Consider the following 17,759-nt stretch of genomic DNA (forward strand, 5'->3'; position numbering starts at 1 on the left):
GGAAAGGTTGATCACCTTGCAGACGCCTCTCCAGGAGGTGGGCGAAGCTGAGCGGCGGCTTGCTCAGCGCGCGGAGCAGCGGTTCGCCGCCCCCGCGCGGGGGGTCGTGACTTTCCAGCCTAGGCGAGCGGCCGGACTGAGCGCAGACCAGTACCGAGCACGCGCTGCGGACGGCTCGTCACCGGTACCGGGCTCAGAGCTGTGACTTCGGTCCGCTCCTCGCTGCGATGCTGCCTCAGACCGGCGGCGGCACCACGCGCAGATGCCCGCGCCGGCCGGTCAGGCCGTTGTCCTCGGAGCCGCCGGCCTGCCGCGGGACCTCGACCCGGGCCGCCTCGCGGACGGCATCGGCCAGCGCCTCCAGATCGTCGGCGTGCGGGATGGGTGAGGGGAACTCCCCGACGTGCCGGACGACCTCCCAGCCGCGGGGCACCGTCAGCCGGACGGCGTGCTCCTCGCACAGGTCGTAGGAGTGCGGTTCGGCGAAGGCGGCCAGCGGGCCGACCACGGCCATCGAGTCGGAATAGATGTAGGTCAGCGTCGCGACGGCAGACTGACTGCAGCCTGTGCGGGTACAGCGACGGACATGCCTCACAACGGCCGACCCTAGCGCCCGGTCAGGGCTTTGCCGGTGAGCGCCGTTCGCCGCCGCGTGTCGCCCCCCGCCGTGCCGTCCCAGCGTGTCGTCGCGTGCCGTCCCAGCGTGTCGTCGCGTGCCGCCGCCGCGTGTCGCCGCCGGGTGTCGCCGGCCGAAGGCACTGGCCCAAGGCACCAGCCGAAGCGCCCGCACCCGCCAACCACACTAGGCTCGCTGACCATGGGCACCGATGGGCACTCTCCGGCGGCACGGCGTCCGGGCCGCCGCCGGGATCGGCACGGGCGTGGCCTGCGCGGAATGCTGGCTCCCCGGCCGGTGCCGATCGCGCACAGCCGTGGCGATGCCTTCGACGCGATGGTGCTGCACGCGGTGGATCATCTGCAGCCGCGGCTGGCCGAGCAGCTGGCCCAGGTCGAGTTCGCGGTGGAGGACGTGCCCGAGGTCAGCCACCGGGGGCCCGCCGACTTCGACTACGACGAGGACATCCTCGATGACAACGCGGTGCCGCTGTCGCGGCTGTACCGCAACGGGGTGGGCGGTATCTCAGCCCCGGTGATCGTGGTCTATCGCCGGCCGCTGGAGAGCCGGGCCGCGCAGAGCGAGGACCTGGCCGACCTGGTGCACGACGTGGTGGTGGAGCAGCTCGCCCGGCTGCTGGGCCGATCCACCGAGGAGATCGACCCGCCCGCACCCGAGTGAGTGAGCGAGAGATGCTCAGCCGGCGCGGCGCTTCACCCGGCGGCGTTCCCGCTCGCTGAGGCCTCCCCAGATGCCGAAGCGCTCGTCGTGCTCCAGCGCGTACTCCAGGCACTCGCCTCGCACCTCGCAGCCGACGCAGATCTTCTTGGCCTCGCGGGTGGAACCACCCTTCTCGGGGAAGAACGCCTCAGGGTCGGTCTGGGAGCACAGTGCGCGCTCCTGCCAGTTCTGCTCCTCGGGAAGCCCGAAGATGCTCGACAGGTCCGCTTCTGCCAGGTACGAGGTATCGGTCACGGGTTGCTCTCCTACTGCGGATATGGGTATGGACCTACCGGAGCCTGTGCTTCGTATCGGCTGGCATGGTGAGCGGATAAGCCGTACGACACACTTGGAATTACACCCGTGTCGTTACCCATTAGTCAAGCTGAAGTCTGCTATTCGTCGCAGATTTGGCCCCTCAGAGCCCATCAAGCAGCGTCCGAGCAGCTTGCGGGCCGCTTTCGGCGGGTTCAGAACGGTTCGGGTAGCCGACCGTAGGAGGTGCTGCGCCGCCGTGCCGGCCGCCCGGCCCGGGCCGCGATTGCCTCCAGTTCGGCGACCGAACGCCGCGAGCCGTGCTCCGAACCGGCCATCCGGGAGATGGTCTCCTCCATCAACGTGCCACCCAGGTCGTTGGCGCCGCCGCGCAGCATCTCGGCCGCGCCGTCCTCGCCGAGCTTGACCCAGCTGGTCTGGATGTTGGCGATCTTGCCGTGCAGCATGATCCGGGCCATCGCGTGCACGGCCTTGACCTCACGCTGGGAGGCGCCGGCCCGCGCCAGCCCGGCCAGGTAGATCGGCGACTGGTTGTGCACGAAGGGCAGCGGCACGAACTCGGTGAAGCCGCCGGTCTCATCCTGCAGACGGCCCAGCAGCCGCAGGTGCGCGACCCAGTGCCGCGGATGGTCGACGTGCCCGAACATCATGGTCGAGGTGGTCGGTATGCCCAGCCGGTGCGCGGTGGTGATGACCTCGATCCAGGCCGAGGTGGGCAGCTTGCCCTTGGTCAGCACCCAGCGCACCTCGTCGTCGAGGATCTCGGCGGCGGTACCGGGCAACGAGTCGACACCGGCCTCCCGAACGCCGATCAGGAACTCCTCGATCGACAGGTTCGCCCGGGACGCGCCGTTGACGATCTCCATCGGGCTGAAGGCGTGCAGGTGCATCGACGGCACCGCTCGCTTCACCGCCCTGGCCAGGTCGAAGTACGCCGTGGCCGGAAGCTTCGGGTCGATCCCGCCCTGCATGCAGATCTCGGTGGCGCCGTCGGCGTGCGCCTCGCGCACCCGATCCTCGATCTCGCCGGAGGACAGCGTGTAGGCGTCGGCGTCGGTGGCCCGCTGCGCGAACGCGCAGAACCGGCAGCCGGTGTAGCAGATGTTGGTGAAGTTGATATTGCGGTTGACGACGTAGGTGACGTCCTCGCCCACCGTGGCCCGCCGCAGGTCATCGGCCAGCGCGGCCACCGCCGCCAGGCCGGCCCCGTCGGCCTGCATCAGGGTCAGCGCCTGGGAGTCCGAGAGTCCCGCCGGATCGCGCTCGGCGGCCCGCAGTGCCTCGGCCACGTCGGAGTCCAGCGCGGTCGAGCCGGGCGAGAAGACCCGGTCGCGCAGGGCGTTCCAGTCGCCGTAGACCTCGTTGAAGTCGCTGCGCCGGTCACTGCTGCGGCCATCGGTGTCCACCGCCGTGTGCAGGTCGGTGCGGCCGGCGGACTCCCAGGCCGGGTCCGGCTCCTGCCACGGAAGGCCGGCCGGGCTGAGCACGCCCCCGTCCGGCCGGGTCCGGGCCAGCCCGGTGACCGGATCGGCCAGCGCCCGGACGTGCGGCAGCACCCGGGGATCCAGCCACGGCGCTTCGGCCAGCACGTAGGAGGGGTGGGTGGTCAGCCGCTCGGTGAGCGCCAGGCCACGCCCGGCCAGCAGGTCGGTCAGCTTGTCGAGCTCGGGCCACGGGCGCTCGGGATTGACGTGGTCCGGCGTCAGCGGCGAGATGCCGCCGAAGTCGTCCACCCCGGCCTCGAGCAGCAGCAGGCACTCGGTCAGGTCCACCAGGTTCGGCGGGGCCTGCAGCCGCAGCTTGGGCCCGAACACCAGCCGCGACACCGCCAGGGTCGCCAGGTACTCGTCCAGGTCCAGATCCGGGTCGTTGCGCATCGCGGTGTCGTCCTTGGCGCGGAAGTTCTGCACGATCACCTCTTGGATCGCGCCGAACTCCCGGGCGCTGGCCCGGATCGCGAACAGCGACTCGGCCCGCTCCTGCCGGGTCTCGCCGATGCCCACCAGGATGCCGGTGGTGAAGGCGACGTTGAGCCGGCCGGCGTCGGTCAGCACCCGCAGCCGTACCTCGGGGTCCTTGTCGGGGCTGCCGAAGTGCGGCGCGCCAGGCTCGGTGAACAGCCGGCGGGCGGTGGTCTCCAGCATCATCCCCATGCTCGGGGCCACCGGCTTGAGCCGCTGCAGCTCGCTCCAGCTGAGCACGCCGGGATTGAGGTGCGGCAGCAGCCCGGTGCGCTCGAGCACCGCGATCGCCGCGGCCCGGACGTAGTCCAGGGTCGAGTCGTAGCCCCGCTCGTCCAGCCAGCTGCGGGCCTGCGGCCAGCGGTCCTCGGGCCGGTCGCCGAGGGTGAACAGCGCCTCCTTGCAACCCAGCGCCGCGCCCTGCTCGGCGATCGCGAGGACCTCCTCGATCTCCAGGTAGGCAGCCGGCAGCCGGTGCGGCACGGTGGCGAACGTGCAGTAGTGGCAGCGGTCCCGGCACAGCCTGGTGAGCGGGATGAACACCTTGCGGGAGTAGGTGATCACGCCGGGACGGCCGGCGGCCAGCAGGCCGGCGTCGCGCACCCCGGCGGCGATCGCCATCAGCTCGCTCAGCCGCTCGCCACGCACCGCCATCAGCACCGCGGCTTCGGTGACGTCGAGCGCAGCACCGTCGCGGGCCCGCCGCAGCGCCCGGCGGATAGCGGACTCGGATGGCTGTTGCTGCGTCACACCACTGAGCCTAGCCACCACCGTTGCCGCCGAGCGCGCGGTCAGCCGGTGCGCCGGATGGTGCGGCGCGCTCCTCTTCCGGGTGCGCCGGCGCGGACCGCTTCCGCGCCTGATGCGCCGGGCAACCACTCCACCCGGTGCCGTCCTAAGCTGACCGGCATGCCGATATCGCCGAGGTCCGTGAGCCGGCGCGCATGACCGGATCCCCCAGCGACACCCAGCAGCTGGCGCTCGCGGTGTGCCGGCTGTCGCTGAACCCGGTCCGCGGCCGGCTGCGGCACCCGCACCAGGTCGGCATCGCCGTCCGGGCGGCGCTGTTCACCGACCTGGCCGCCAGCGGCCGGCTGGTGGGAGTGCACCATCCGCAGGCGCTCGGCGAGTCCGACACCGGCAGCCCACTGGCCGATGCGCTGCACCGCGCGGTCGCCGGCCGGCGGCCCGCCGCGTGGCGACGCTGGTACAGCCACGTCGATGCCGACCGCGAGGCCGCCACCGCCGCCCTGATCGCCGACGGCCGGTGGCGGTCGGAGGGCAACAGGCTGGTCGATCGGGATCCGGGCACCACGGTGCTGGAGCAGCAGCGGGTGGTCGAGTTGCTGGCGGCCAAACTGGCTCCGGACAGCCTGGAGCAGGTGCTGCTGGTGCTGCTGGCCGGCGGGCACGGCGCGGGTGCGGCCCGGCCCGGTCCACGGCGCAGCCGGCGGCTGGCGAAGTCCTGGCTGGAGCCGCACCTGCGCAGCGCCGGGCACGGCGGCGATGCCACGGTGGCCGCAGTGAACGCCGCCCTTGTCGCGATGCGCCGGGCGAGCACCCCGTTCCTGTCCCGCTGAGCGGCCTGTCTCGTCGAACGGCCTGTCTCGCTGAACGGCCTGTCTCGCTGAACGGCCCCGGCAGCTTCGGACGCCACCGGATGAAATAGGTTCTTCGGGTGCGCATCACGGTGCTGGCGGGCGGAGTCGGCGGGGCCCGGTTCCTGCAGGGCGTCCGGGCGTACGCGGCCGGCCGGGCGGGCTCGGCGGTGACCGCGGTGATCAACACCGGCGACGACGTCACCATGCACGGCCTGCGGATCTGCCCGGACCTGGACAGCGTGATGTACACCCTGGCCGGCGCGGTGGACACCGAGCGCGGCTGGGGCCGGCAGGGCGAGAGCTGGCGGATCATGGACGAGCTGGTCGAGTACGGGGCCGAGCCGACCTGGTTCAGCCTCGGTGACCTCGACATCGCCACCCACCTGGTGCGTACCCAGATGCTGGCCGCGGGCTACCCGCTCTCCGATGTCACCGCGGCGCTGTGCCAGCGCTGGCAGACCGGCATCCGGCTGCTGCCGATGACCGACGAGCGCTGCGAGACGCACGTGGTGATCGCCGATCACGGCGGCCGCCGGGCGATCCACTTCCAGGAATGGTGGGTCCGGCACCGGGCCGCCGTCCCCGCGCTGGAGTTCGTCCAGGTCGGCCTGGAGTCGGCCCGGCCGGCGGCCGGCGTGCTCAAGGCCATCGAGGAGGCCGACCTGGTGCTGATCGCGCCGTCCAATCCGGTGGTCTCGATCAACACCATCCTCAACGTCCCCGGCATCGCCGAGGCGCTACGGGCCGGGCCCGCTCCGGTCATCGGGCTGTCCCCGATCATCGGCGGCGCGCCGGTCCGCGGGATGGCCGACGCCTGCCTGCCGGTGCTCGGCGTCCAGACCTCGGCAGCCGGGGTGGCCGGCCTCTACGGCGCCCGGGCGGCGGGCGGGGTGCTCGACGGCTGGCTGGTGCACACCGGCGACACCGCCGAAGTGCCCGGCGTCGCGGTGCTGGCCCGGGACCTGCTGATGACCAGTGCCGAGGCGACCGCCGCGATGGTCGCCGACGCGGTGACGCTGGCCGGCCGGTGAGCGCTCCGGCAGGCATCGAGATCCTCCCGATCAAGGGCATGCCCGAGCTGCGTCCCGGGCATGACCTGGCCGCTGAGATCCTGCGTTGCGCGCCCTGGCTGGCCGACGGCGACGTCCTGGTGGTCACCTCGAAGGTGGTGTCCAAGGTCGAGGGCCGGCTGATTCCCACGTCCGGTGACCCGGCCGAGCGGGAGGCGGCCCGGCAGCAGGCGATCACCGACGAGACCGTCCGGTTGGTCGCCCGCCGCGGGCCGCTGCGGATCGCCGAGACCCGGCACGGCCTGGTGCTGGCCGCGGCCGGCGTCGATGCCTCCAACGTGGCCGGTGGTGAGATCGCGCTGCTCCCGCTGGACCCGGACGGCTCGGCCCGCCGGTTGCGCGACGCGGTGGCCGAGCGCGCCGGCCTCAGCGTCGCGGTGGTGATCTCGGACTCGATGGGCCGGCCCTGGCGGCACGGGATCACCGACGTGGCGATCGGCGTCGCGGGCCTGGTCGCCGTCCGGGACGACCGCGGCGAGCGGGACCGGCACGGCAACCTGCTGGAGGTCACCGAGGTGGCGGTGGCCGATGAGCTGGCCGCGGCCGCGGACCTGGTGAAGGGCAAGCTGTCCGACATCCCGGTCGCGGTGGTGCGCGGGCTGGCCTATTCCGATGACGGCCGGGGCTCCAGCACGCTGATCCGGGGCGCGGACGGGGACCTGTTCCGGATGGGCACCGCGGAGGCGCTGGCGCTCGGCCGCGCGCAGGCCGGCTCCGGCCAGGCCAGCTCCGGCCAGTCGGGCGCCGATGCGGGCACCGGCCTTGGTCGCGAGGGCGACCCGGACGTCTCGGCCCTGCATGCCGACGTGCTGGCCACCCTGGCGGCGATGCCGCTGAACGCGGGAGATGGCACCGGCCAGGCCGCGATCCGGGAGGGCTTCTACGGTCTGCTGGCGGCCCGCCCGGACGCCACCCGGCGGGCCTGCGTGCCCGGTCACGTCACCGCCAGCACGCTGCTGCTGGACTCCGAGGGCCGCCGGGTGCTGCTCACCCTGCATCCCCGGGTCGGCGCCTGGCTGCAGCTGGGCGGGCACCTGGAGGACGGCGACTCCTCGCTGGTGGCCGCCGCCGCGCGCGAGGCGGCCGAGGAGAGCGGCATCGCCGGCATCGTGCTGGACCCGCTGCCGGTCAACCTGGACGTGCACCCGATCACCTGCTCGCTGGGGCTGCCGACCCGGCACTACGACGTCCAGTTCGTCGGGTGGGCGCCGGCCGGGGCGGAGCCGGTGATCAGCGCCGAGTCCGATGACCTGCGCTGGTTCGAGATCGAGGACCTGCCGGCCGGCATCTCACCGGAGTTGCCCGGGTTCATCGACCGGGCGGTGCAGAGGCTCGCGGGCAGTCGGGCGGTGGGCAGCCCGTGAACCCGCTGCAGCGGGTGCTGGACTGGCCGGTGCCGCACGCCGCGGCGGCGGTACTCAGCCCGGCCGGCCTGCTGGCAGAAATCGGTGACACCTCGATGCGGTTTCCGCTGGCCTCGGTGACCAAGCCGCTGGCGGCGCTGGCCACCCTGGTCGCCGTCGAGGAGGGCGCCATCGAGCTCGACCGGCCGGTACCGGAGTTCGCGCCCACCGCGCTGGACCCGGAGCCGGCCACCGAGCTCGGGCCGATGACGCTGCGGCACCTGCTGTCGCACGCCTCGGGCCTGGCACCGGAGCGTCGCCGCCGGGCCGCCGAGGTCGGCACCCGGCGGATCTACTCCAACGCCGGCTACGACCTGATCGGCGAGCTGGTCACCGGCGCGACCGGCATCGATTTCGCCGGCTACCTCGCCGAGGCGGTGTTCGGGCCGTTGCGGATGGGCAGCGCGGAGCTGGCCGGCTCACCAGCCAGCCAGGGCATCGGCTCGGTCGGCGACCTGCAGGCGCTGCTCGCCGAGCTGCTCGCCCCGAGCGGCCTGCTGCATCCCGACACCCTGCGAGATGCCTGGAGCGTGCAGTTCCCCGGCCTGCCGGGAGTGCTGCCCGGCTACGGCAGCCAGCGGCCGAACGACTGGGGGCTAGGGTTCGAGATCCGCGGCGACAAGCAGCCGCACTGGACGTCGGCCCGCAACTCGCCCGCGACGTACGGGCATTTCGGTCGCAGCGGCACCATGTTCTGGATCGACCCGCAGGCCGGGCTGGGGCTGGTCGCGCTCACCGACCGCAGCTTCGACGACTGGGCGATCAAGGCCTGGCCGGAACTGTCGGACGCGGTGCTGGACAGCTTCGGCTAGCGGTCGGACCTACGCGCGACCGATCTTCGCGCGACCGCACCCAAGTCAGATCCGGGACATGTCCTTCGGGCTGAACCGCGGCCCGTACTTGGGCGGCATCAGGCCGCTGAGCTCGATCAGCCGGATCACCCGGGCGCGCTGGCCGGCCCACGGCTCGAGCAGCTCCAGCATGGTCGCGTCGTCGGTGCGGGCCGCCCCGGTCAGGACGTAACCCACCACGTTGGACAGGTGGAAGTCCCCGACGCTCACCGCGTCCGGGTCGCCGAGAGCGCGCAAGCTGGTCTCGGCCACCGTCCAGGGCCCGACGCCGGGCACCACCGCCAACCGCCGCCGGGCGGCGGCCATGCCCTCGCTCGGCGTCAGGCCCTGGCCGGCAGCCAGTCCCACGCACTCCTCCAGCCGGTTGGCCACCGTCGCCGCGGCCCGGACCGCCTGGTACCGCTTGCTGTCCACCCCGAACCGGTGCCAGTCCCAGCTCGGCACCGCCAGCAGCCGCGCGGGCTCGGCCGGCAGCCACAGCCGCGGTTCGGCCGGTCCCGGAGCGGGCTCGCCATAGGCCCAGGTCAGCAGCCGCCAGGCCCGGAACGCCTCCTGGCCGGTGACCCGCTGTTCCAGGCAGGCCGGCACCAGCGAGTCCAGCACCCGGCCGGTCCGGGCCAGCCGCACGCCGGGCCGTTCCCGGTGCACCTGCCGCAGCACCGGGTGGCCACTGACGTCCAGCTCCGACCAGTCGTCGCCGGCCCCGAGCAGGCCCGGCACCGCGGCCAGCAGCCAGTGCGCGCCGTCTCCCCAGGCCCGGGCCAGCACCTGCCCACCGTCGGGGGTGAGCGCCAGCGTGCCCGGCCCGTCGGGGGTGCGGCAGGCCCACCAGAACGTCGCGTCGACGAACCGGGCAACCGGGTCACCGGCACCGTGGCGCAGCGGCCGCAGCGTCCTGGCCAGGTCGAGCGGTGCCGGCGGCTGCCAGCGCAGCTCCGCCACGGGGGTGCTGTTCACGCGGCAAGGCTAGCTGGCGGCCGGGCTAGCTGTCGGCCGAGAAACGCACACTGCCGTCCGGCAGCCGGACGTCCGGCCAGACCCGGGCGCCGGCCAGCAGCTCGACCCCGGCGCCGAGCACCGCCCGGTCCCCGATCACCACCGTGTCGAGCACGGTGCCGGCGCCGACCACCGCGTTGCGGCCGACGATGCTGGAACGCACCGAGGCGCCGCCGGCGACCCGGACGCCGTCGAAGAGCACCGAGCCGTCGATCACCGCGCCGGGCTCGATCACGCAGTCCCGCCCGACCGTGCAGCCGCCGGTCAGGATCGCGCCGTCGGCCACCTTCGCACCGGGCAGCACCAGCGCCTCGCCGGTGGGTCCGGGCAGCGCCTCGGTCGGCGCGATCCCCCGGACCAGGTCGGCGGATCCGGCGACGAAGTCGGCCGGCTTGCCGAGGTCGCGCCAGTAGCTGGCATCCAGGTAGCCGGTCACCAGCGCCCCGCAGCCCAGCAGGCCGGGAAAGGTCTCGTGCTCCACCGACACCGGGCGGCCGGTGGGGATGGTGTCGATCACGGCGCGGGAGAACACGTAGGTGCCGGCGTTGATCTGGTCGGTCACCGGGTTCGGGTCCTTCTCCAGGAACGCGGTGACCCGGCCGCCGGCGTCGGTCGGCACGCAGCCGAAGGCGCGCGGATCGGGCACGGTGGTCAGGTGCAGGGTGACGTCGGCGGACGTCCGGCGGTGATGGCCGAGCAGGCCGGTCAGGTCGCAGCCGGTCAGGATGTCGCCGTTGAAGATCATCGCGGTGTTCCCGCGGAGCAGGTGCCGGACGTTGCCGATCGCCCCGCCGGTGCCCAGCGGTTCGGTCTCCACCACGTACTCGAGCTCCAGGCCGAGCGCCGCACCGTTCCCGAAGTGCTCGGAGAAGACCTCGGCCTGGTAGCTGGTGCCCAGGATGACGTGGCTGATCCCGGCGGCCTTGATCCGCGACAGCAGGTGGGTCAGGAACGGCACGCCCGCGGTGGGAAGCATCGGCTTGGGCGCCGACAGCGTCAGCGGCCGCAGCCGGGTGCCCTTGCCACCCACCAGGACTATCGCCTCGACCGAGTCGTCCATCCAGCTCCCCTTGTCCGCTCCGGCCGGCAGCCGGGTCACCAGCGCGCTGTTTGCCGGGCACCCGTCGACGCTACCGATTCCGGACGGATCTGGTCACCCGACCCCGGCCGAGCCGCCCATCGACCGGAACGGCAACCGGCGCGGACGCCGGCAGAGGCCGTGATTAGATCATCACCACGATGGACGCCGACCTGCCGAGCCACCTCGGCTCCCGCACGTGCGACGTCGATGACGGGCGCCCCGGACAAAAGCGTGCGGAGGGGGTTGCGCACCGTCGGGTTCGGGCGACCTATTCGTGATGGATGACGAGGCGCGCGAGCTGGACGAGCTCGTGGAGCGGTGGCAGACAGGCTACGGCGACGTCCGCAGCCTGTACGAGTCGGTGCGTGAGGGCATGCACCAGAACGCTCGCCGCGGCATTCAGCGGGTCATCGCCAGGCCGCCCGACGAGCACCGGGTCTCCGACGTCGTCTACACCGCCTTCGTGGAGTTGCTTCGAGGCGACCCCGCGGCGATGACGTCGCCGGTCGGGCTGGCCAAGACCATCGCCTACCGCAGAGGTATCGACGAGGGCCGCAGGATCCTCCGGGAACGCCAGCGCATCTCCAGTGTGGATCCGCTGGACATCGCCACCACCATGCCTGACAAGGCGGGGATCCTGGCCGCCGCTGAAGAAGAGGCGCTGCATCAGCTGGTGGCCAAGTGCCTGGAGTTCCTCACCACCGACCAGCGCGCGGTGGTTCGAGCGACCGTGATGGGCAACCAGACGCTGTCGGACTGGGCGCTGACGGCCGGCACCTCGCACCAGGCGGTGAGCCGCCAGCGCTCGCGCGCACTGGACGCGCTGCGCCGGTGCGTGAAACGCCAGCGCACCGCGGCCGGCGGAAAGGGGACGAGCCATGGACGCGGCTGATTTCGACGACCTGTCCAGTGAGCTGGTGGACAGCTACCTCCTCTTCCTCCGGGGCCGCGGTCCGGAGCCGGACACCTCGGGCCTGTCCAGCGACCAGCGCCGACGGTTGCGCGACCAGTTCGCGATCGTCTCGGCACTGGCCGATCGTGCGCCGGCCCTGCCGCCGCTGCAGAACGACCCGGTGGCGGTCCGGCTCGGCTTGGTGGAGCCGGCTGCCGGATTCGGTGCCGACTCGCGAGCGGGCCGGCGGCCCGGCTCCACCGCGACGGGCGGAGATCCGGTAGCCGCGGCGCTGCGCCAGCTGGAGCTGCGCTTCGACGGCCAGGTCGTGGTGGACCGTTCGCCTGCCTGGGCGCAGTGGCAATCAGAGCAGTGGCAATCAGAGCAGTCGCAATCAGAGCAGTGGCAATCAGAGCAGTCGCTGTCGGCGGTCGCCCAGTGCAGCGCTCTCGGCAGCAGCGTCGCGCTGTTCAGCACGCCGCTCGGGCCACTGGCGGGTGAGCCCTCCGCTGTCGCGGTATTCCTGCGGCGATACCCCGACATCTCAGCGGTGTGCCTGAGTTCACCCGATGCCCGCGACGCCGCCCTGCTGACCGCGGCGGACGCCAACGCCTCCCTGGACCCGGTCCGGGGCTGGCTGGAGCCGGGCGTCCACACCGCTCCCGACTCACTCGAGGTCACCCTCGGCCGGTACTTCGAATCCCGGTTGCCCCGCTGGGAGCGAGTCGCCGCGTTGACCGACCTGATCGATCTCGGTGACGTGAGCGCCGATGCCGTCGCGGTCGCCGCGACCACGCTGGCGTCGGCGCGTCGAGCGAGGCCCCGGCTGCAGCACCGGCGAGCGGCCGTGGCCGCGTTGAAGGCACTGGACCCGTCCAGCATCGGGGACGTGGTGGCCGACGTGCAGGCGGGCCGGCTCAGCGGCAACGCCCTGGTCAGCCGGCTGTCGGCACTGGCCGAGGCAGTCGCCTCATGATCGGCCACATCGCCCTGCGGCACTGGCGAGCCTACGAGGACCTGGACCTGCGGCTGACCCATCCGGTGACGTTCTTCGTGGCGCCGAACGGGGTCGGCAAGACGTCGCTGGTCGAGGCCGTCCGCTGGTGCCTGCTGGGCATGCCGGAGGGGCGGGCGGCCGTTCGGGCGATCCGCAGCGGCCACGACTCGGCAACGGTGCAGCTGGGCCTGGGCCTGCCGGGCTACCCCGACGTCCGGCTGAGCAGGTCGCTTCGCCGAAACGGCGCCACCACGTTCTCGGCGACCGTCGGCGGCCGGCCACTCGACGAGCGCGGCTACCTGGCGTTGCTGACCAGGGCCTGGTCGGCGGAGAGCACCGTGATCGATGCGGTGGTGTTCGGCCCGCCGGCGGGCGGCAAGGCCACCGGCTTCCCGATCCGGGATCACCTCGCGCAGGTATTCGGTGTGCAGACGCTGCTGAACTCGGCAGCCGAGCTGGCCGAACGCCGTCAGGTGCTGGCGACCCGGATCAGGTCGTTGCGCGCTGACGTGGACGCCTCCGACGAGGCCTTCACGGCTGCCACCCAGGCCGTGACAGACCTGGAGGCCGAGCTCGAGGCGGCCGCGGAACGGCGGCGGCAGCTGGCCGGGGAGATCGCCGCCCTGGAACCCGGGGCACGGCTGGCCACCCGCTGGGAGCAGTACCGGAGCGAGGCCACCGCGTTCAACACGAAGGCGACCGCGCTGGCGGCGCAGCTGGCGGACGTCGTCGACTTCGGCGACCGGGACCTGCTCACCGCGATCGAGGAGAGCCAGCACGAGGTGTCTGCCGCGCTGGCCGACAACGCGGCCGCCACCTCGGCGGCTGAGGTCCGCATCGCCCAGTCGGCCTCGGCCGCCCAGCTGCTGGCAGCAGCATCGGATCAATGCCCCACCTGCCTGCGCCCGCTCAGCGCGCACGAGCGCGACGCTGCCCTTGCCGTGCACGGGCAGGTGGGTGGGGACTCCGACACCGAGATCCAGCGCCACCGCGAGGAATCCCGGCGGCTGCGCGCCCGCCTCACCGTGATCTCGCGGTTCACCACCGCCCTGAACAAGCTGCGCCCACCTGCTGAGCCCGAGGAGGCCGATCCCGGTCCCGCCGCCACCGCGGCGCTCGAGGACGCCCGCCACCGCAGCGTCGAGCTCGCCGAGAAGCACGGCGCGATCACCGCGCAGCTGCGGGCCGCCCGGCAGCGGCTGGCAGAGCTCGGCACCGCCGCCGCCGACCAGGCCGCGCTGGTCGCGGCCGCTCGCGAGGACCTGGTCCTCGAAGTGGCCCAGAACAGCATGACGGCGCTGGCCGATCGCTACCTCACCCAGCGGATCAACCCGCTCGCGACCGAGATCAGTCACCGCTGGAAGCTCCTGTTCGGCTCCGAGGGGCTGCGCTTCGGCGCGTCCGGGCAACTGACGTTCAGCGAGGGGGGCCTCGACCTGCTGCTGGAGGACCTCAGCGGAGCCGAACGCTCCACCGCCCTGCTGGTGACCCGCCTGCTGCTTGCCGCATCGGCGACCCGGGCCTCGACGATCTGGTTCGACGAGCCCCTGGAGCACCTGGACCCGGCTCGGCGGGCAGCGGTCGCCCAGACCCTGGTCCGCGCCGCCCAAGCCGGAGCGGTCGGCCAGATCCTGGTCACCACGTACGAGGAGGGCCTCGCCCGCCGCCTGCAGGCCACCGCGCCGGACACCGTCTCACTGACGTACGCCCATACCACGACGCGCTAAAAAATCGATGTAGACACGCGGGGTTGCAGAACCGCTGATCCGTTCGACCACCTGACGAGAGCCCGAACTGGGCACGCAGGAGGAGGACGATGACCCACTCGATTTTCGACGCCGACGTGCCGGTGGACCGCCAGCGGTCCAACGGCAGCTCCCATCGCCCGCACCCCGGGTTCGGCTACGACGTCGACGGCACCAGCTACACCTACGACCAGCCCACGATCACCGGTGCCCAGCTCAGGTTCGTGGCCGGCATCTACCCGCAGCAGGTGCTCGTCCGGATCCTCGACGACGGAGCCCGGGTGACCGTCAGCGCGGCCGACACGGTCAGCCTCGTCTCCGGGACGGCCCGGTTCAGGCGCCGTCCCCGGTTCAAGCGGAACTGAAGGCCATGCCGGCACTGAAGTTCACCGACCCGGACCACTGGCAGGGCATCGAGCGGCATCTCGGCCAGGTCGGCGGGAAACGATTCGCCTTCGCCTACACCCGCACCATCGCCAACACCGCCGCCGGCCCGGTGCTGGAGGTGGTGGACACCACGCTGGTGGACGAGCTCGACACCACCCGCGGCATCGACGGCTGGCATCTCGGCGACCAGGCCCTGGACCACGTCCACAACCACGCGCTGGCCACCGGTCTGGGCATCGTCGAGTTCCACAACCACGATCACGGACCGCCCGGTTTCTCCCACACCGATGAGGACTCGCTCGCGCCGGCGGTCAGCTACTGCCTGGAGCTGCTCGCCGGCACGCCCTACGGGGCGGCCGTCTGGGCCGACGGTGCCCTGCATGCCGAGTGGTGGCGGACCGACGCCGGCGGCCGCGTCGAGCGCGGGCAGTTCAGCACGGTGACCGTCCTCGGCGACCAGCTGCGCGTGCTGAACGCCAAACCGGTGTTCCAGGAGCGCCCGGCGCGGCATCTGCCGCTGATCGGGACCCGGGCCCAGGCCGCGCTCACCGCCATCCGGGTGGCGGTCGTCGGCGTCGGCGGCGTCGGCTCCCACGTCGCGCAAGGGCTGGCCTACCTCGGCTTCGGCAACGTCCTGCTGATGGACGACGACCTCGTCGAGATCACCGACCTCAACCGGATGGTCACTGCCGGCTACACCGACATCGGCCAGCAGAAGACTCAGGTGACCCACCGGCGGATGCGCGCCATCGACCCCCTGATCGACGTGTCGACCGCCGGCGGCCTCACCGTCGCCGGCGAGCATCCCGAGCTCGAGGACGTCGATCTGATCATCGGCTGTGTCGACGACGACGGCCCGCGCAACCGGCTCAACCAGATCGCCACCCGGACCCGGACGCCCTATCTCGACATCGCGACCGGCGCCGATGACTCGGTCCAGCCGTTCACGCTGGGCGGCCGGGTCATCCTCACCACCCCGCACGGCCCCTGCCTCAGCTGTCTCGGTGAGCTCGACGCGGCAGAGATCTCCCGGTGGGCCAGAACCGCCGATCAGCAGGAGTCCGACCGCCTGCGCTCCTACGGCGCCGGTGGCAAGAGCCCGTCGGCGGTGTATCTCAACGGCCTGACCGTCAACGCCGCACTGACCGAGCTGGCCGCGTGGCTGTCCGGTGCGCGGCCGCCTGCCCCGTGGCTGGACGTCGACGTGATCGGCGACCTGTCCCGGCCGGGCACCCAGGTCGGCCCGCGTCAGGTCAACGGCCCGGACCCCGGCTGCATCACCTGCGCCGGCGGCAATCGGTGGCGAGACACGCGTGGCCCGCACCCGGCCGTCCGGGAGCCGTGCCGATGACAGCGCCGGTCGCCTCCCGGACGGGCCGTCTCGCCGTCGAGATCCCAGCCTGGTGATCCGCCGGGTTGTCGAGGGCAGATGGCTCTGGTCCAGCCGCCGTCCCGCGAACTATTATCGAACATATGTTCGACCACCGTCACTTGCAGCCCCATCGAGGTCCTTGATGCACGACTCGCCCCTCCCCGCTTACGGCGCGGTCCGGTACTGCCCCGCCGGCCACTGGCAGCCTCGCCCAGGCATGCACCCGCTCGGCAACGCCGTACCGATGGCCGCCTACCGGGTGCGGCGCGACGGGCGCAAGCTCGAACTGAACGGCCAGCTGACCGAGTGGCCGGCCGACCAGCTCTTCATCCGCCGGTGCACCAAGGTGGTGCGCACCGAGGATCCCAACACCGGTCGGGCGGTGTCGATCCTGTGCGGCCAGGAATGGGTCGAGTCCACCCACGGCTCGACGCACTACTGGGCGGTCAGCTGAGCAGCAGCCGCTATCCACAGCGGGGTCGCAGGCCCCCGATGGTTGCCCTCGGTTGGGTAACCTCCCGCCCATGCAGCTGATGCAGTCGCTGAGTGAGGCACAGGTCCCCTCGCTCAGCGTCATCGAGTCCGCCCTGGAACGCGAAGACGGCTCCTACCGTGACCGAGGCAACGGCCTAGACACCAAGGCCGGCGTCGTTCTGAGTGCTGCCGGCGTCATCGTCGCGCTGGTCGGGACGACCGCGAGCATCGCCGCCATCGCGGGGCAAGCCCTTGCCATTGCCGCGGGCGCTGCGGCGGTGTGGGTGATCCTGCCTCGGGTCGATAAGGCGATCGGGCCCGAGGAACTACGCGACCGGTACCTCACCACGGATCCGGTACGGACCCGGCTCGTCGTCCTCAACACCCGCATCCTGTTGCACGCCAAGAACGAGGCACGCCTGTTCACCAAGGCGCGACGGCTGCGCTCTGCCTCCGTTCTGCTGCTCGTATCCGCTGTCGCGATCCTGATCAGCGGTATCCTGAGGGCTGTCGGATGAGCAGGAGTACTTCGATGACAAGTAGCGCACCCGCCGAGTCCACGGTTGCTGACCACGCACCGCGAGAGTTGCTGCCAGCTGACGTCGAGGCGCTGTTTCCGGCCGATCCGGACCTCATGGTGAGTCCTGAGGGCGATACCCGGGGGCTGAAGGAAGTCAAGACCGCCGCACATGCTCGCCGAGCTGAGCTGGCTCGGAATAAGCGATAACACGCCGGTCCTCCTGGGCCGCAGGTGATCGTTGGCCGCCGAGCCGAGCGACACGCCGAGCGGGGCCCTGCCGGACGGCCACCGATCACGAAGAACGATGCCGCGCCGGCACTGGCTAGGGTGGAGGGGCAGGTCGAAGCCGGCCGGCTCGGTGAGCAGTCACCTGGGTAGGTCACCGCAGGTAAGGATCGGCACCCTCATGTCAGAACTCGCCCCCGACGGCCAGCCCAGCTCGACGGACGAGGCCGAGCAGCCCGCCGCTGAGCAGCCCGCCGCTGAGCAGCCTGCCCAGCCGGAACACCCCGAACCCACCGAGCAGCCGGACGAGGACGAAGAGCCGCAGGCCGGCTCCCCGTCCTGAGCCGGCGGCCGCAGGGTTCCGGACGGTGCGGACCCGTCCTGGGATGATCGGCTGGTGACCGCGGCGCTGGTGATCGGCGGATCGAGCGAGATCGGTGCCGCGATCGGCCGGGTGCTCGCCGAGCTGAGCTGGCTCGGAATAAGCGATAACACGCCGGTCCTCCTGGGCCGCAGGTGATCGTTGGCCGCCGAGCCGAGCGACACGCCGAGCGGGGCCCTGCCGGACGGCC

At 72.2% G+C, this 17,759-nt stretch carries 19 protein-coding genes; 14 read left to right on the top strand and 5 right to left on the bottom strand.

The genetic code is table 11. The annotated features are described in order from the left end of the window. Positions 1-235 precede the first annotated feature (235 nt). Positions 236-595 carry a DUF3499 domain-containing protein gene (locus VF542_RS16200; RefSeq protein WP_408652728.1) on the bottom strand — a complete coding sequence of 120 codons (360 nt, stop codon included), beginning with the start codon at positions 593-595 and terminating at the stop codon, positions 236-238. 222 nt (positions 596-817) lie between these two features. On the opposite strand from VF542_RS16200, the gene VF542_RS16205 reads away from it, so the two are divergent. Further along, on the top strand, positions 818-1,297 hold the full coding sequence (locus VF542_RS16205) for a metallopeptidase family protein (RefSeq protein WP_408652729.1): 480 nt from the start codon (positions 818-820) through the stop codon (positions 1,295-1,297). Positions 1,298-1,312: 15 nt separating this feature from the next. Here VF542_RS16205 and VF542_RS16210 read toward each other — a convergent pair whose 3' ends face one another. Together VF542_RS16210 and VF542_RS16215 are read right to left on the bottom strand one after the other, a co-directional pair. Then, on the bottom strand, positions 1,313-1,573 hold the full coding sequence (locus tag VF542_RS16210; RefSeq protein WP_408652744.1) for a WhiB family transcriptional regulator: 261 nt from the start codon (positions 1,571-1,573) through the stop codon (positions 1,313-1,315). A gap of 233 nt (positions 1,574-1,806) precedes the next feature. Next, positions 1,807-4,344: a bifunctional FO biosynthesis protein CofGH gene (locus VF542_RS16215; RefSeq protein ID WP_408652730.1), complete on the bottom strand. Its 2,538-nt coding sequence runs from the start codon at positions 4,342-4,344 to the stop codon at positions 1,807-1,809. A 173-nt stretch (positions 4,345-4,517) separates the two neighbouring features. Between VF542_RS16215 and VF542_RS16220 the strand changes: the two genes are divergently transcribed. The 4 genes from VF542_RS16220 to VF542_RS16235 all read left to right on the top strand — a co-directional run bounded on the left by VF542_RS16220 (position 4,518) and on the right by VF542_RS16235 (position 8,459). Then, positions 4,518-5,153: a hypothetical protein gene (locus VF542_RS16220; protein ID WP_408652731.1), complete on the top strand. Its 636-nt coding sequence runs from the start codon at positions 4,518-4,520 to the stop codon at positions 5,151-5,153. Positions 5,154-5,251: 98 nt separating this feature from the next. Continuing rightward, the gene (gene cofD / locus VF542_RS16225; protein WP_408652732.1) at positions 5,252-6,205 is read left to right on the top strand and encodes a 2-phospho-L-lactate transferase; all 954 of its coding nucleotides are present in this window, start codon (positions 5,252-5,254) and stop codon (positions 6,203-6,205) included. 38 nt (positions 6,206-6,243) lie between these two features. Next, on the top strand, positions 6,244-7,608 hold the full coding sequence (locus VF542_RS16230) for a coenzyme F420-0:L-glutamate ligase (protein WP_408652745.1): 1,365 nt from the start codon (positions 6,244-6,246) through the stop codon (positions 7,606-7,608). Further along, complete coding sequence (locus tag VF542_RS16235; protein WP_408652733.1) at positions 7,605-8,459, top strand: serine hydrolase domain-containing protein; 855 nt, start codon at positions 7,605-7,607, stop codon at positions 8,457-8,459. The genes VF542_RS16230 and VF542_RS16235 overlap by 4 nt, the downstream gene beginning before the upstream one ends. A 45-nt stretch (positions 8,460-8,504) precedes the next feature. Here VF542_RS16235 and VF542_RS16240 read toward each other — a convergent pair whose 3' ends face one another. Together VF542_RS16240 and VF542_RS16245 are read right to left on the bottom strand one after the other, a co-directional pair. Further along, complete coding sequence (locus tag VF542_RS16240; protein WP_408652734.1) at positions 8,505-9,455, bottom strand: DNA-3-methyladenine glycosylase family protein; 951 nt, start codon at positions 9,453-9,455, stop codon at positions 8,505-8,507. A gap of 25 nt (positions 9,456-9,480) precedes the next feature. Then, positions 9,481-10,554, bottom strand: coding sequence for a sugar phosphate nucleotidyltransferase (locus VF542_RS16245; protein ID WP_408652746.1), 1,074 nt, complete (start codon positions 10,552-10,554; stop codon positions 9,481-9,483). Between the two features lie 298 nt (positions 10,555-10,852). On the opposite strand from VF542_RS16245, the gene VF542_RS16250 reads away from it, so the two are divergent. The 9 genes from VF542_RS16250 (at position 10,853) to VF542_RS16290 (ending at position 17,707) form a co-directional block, all read left to right on the top strand. Beyond that, entirely contained in the window at positions 10,853-11,467 is a 615-nt protein-coding gene (locus VF542_RS16250) for an RNA polymerase sigma factor (RefSeq protein ID WP_408652735.1), read from the top strand. Beyond that, entirely contained in the window at positions 11,454-12,443 is a 990-nt protein-coding gene (locus tag VF542_RS16255) for a hypothetical protein (protein ID WP_408652736.1), read from the top strand. The genes VF542_RS16250 and VF542_RS16255 overlap by 14 nt, the downstream gene beginning before the upstream one ends. Further along, entirely contained in the window at positions 12,440-14,191 is a 1,752-nt protein-coding gene (locus VF542_RS16260; RefSeq protein WP_408652737.1) for an AAA family ATPase, read from the top strand. Before VF542_RS16255 ends, VF542_RS16260 begins: the two co-directional genes overlap by 4 nt. Before the next feature lie 89 nt (positions 14,192-14,280). Continuing rightward, entirely contained in the window at positions 14,281-14,574 is a 294-nt protein-coding gene (locus VF542_RS16265; protein ID WP_408652738.1) for a multiubiquitin domain-containing protein, read from the top strand. A gap of 5 nt (positions 14,575-14,579) precedes the next feature. Continuing rightward, complete coding sequence (locus VF542_RS16270) at positions 14,580-15,947, top strand: ThiF family adenylyltransferase (protein ID WP_408652739.1); 1,368 nt, start codon at positions 14,580-14,582, stop codon at positions 15,945-15,947. Between the two features lie 238 nt (positions 15,948-16,185). Beyond that, positions 16,186-16,422 (top strand): hypothetical protein, encoded by a 237-nt coding sequence (locus tag VF542_RS16275; protein ID WP_408652740.1) that lies wholly within the window; start codon positions 16,186-16,188, stop codon positions 16,420-16,422. Between the two features lie 70 nt (positions 16,423-16,492). Beyond that, positions 16,493-16,960, top strand: a complete 468-nt coding sequence (locus VF542_RS16280) for a hypothetical protein (protein ID WP_408652741.1) — start codon at positions 16,493-16,495, stop codon at positions 16,958-16,960. Positions 16,961-17,368: 408 nt separating this feature from the next. After that, positions 17,369-17,530, top strand: coding sequence for a hypothetical protein (locus VF542_RS16285; protein WP_408652742.1), 162 nt, complete (start codon positions 17,369-17,371; stop codon positions 17,528-17,530). 54 nt (positions 17,531-17,584) lie between these two features. Next, on the top strand, positions 17,585-17,707 hold the full coding sequence (locus VF542_RS16290; protein ID WP_408652743.1) for a hypothetical protein: 123 nt from the start codon (positions 17,585-17,587) through the stop codon (positions 17,705-17,707). The last annotated feature ends 52 nt before the right edge of the window (positions 17,708-17,759 follow it).

The sequence above is a fragment of the Jatrophihabitans sp. genome (assembly GCF_036389215.1).
Lineage (GTDB): Bacteria > Actinomycetota > Actinomycetes > Mycobacteriales > Jatrophihabitantaceae > Jatrophihabitans_A.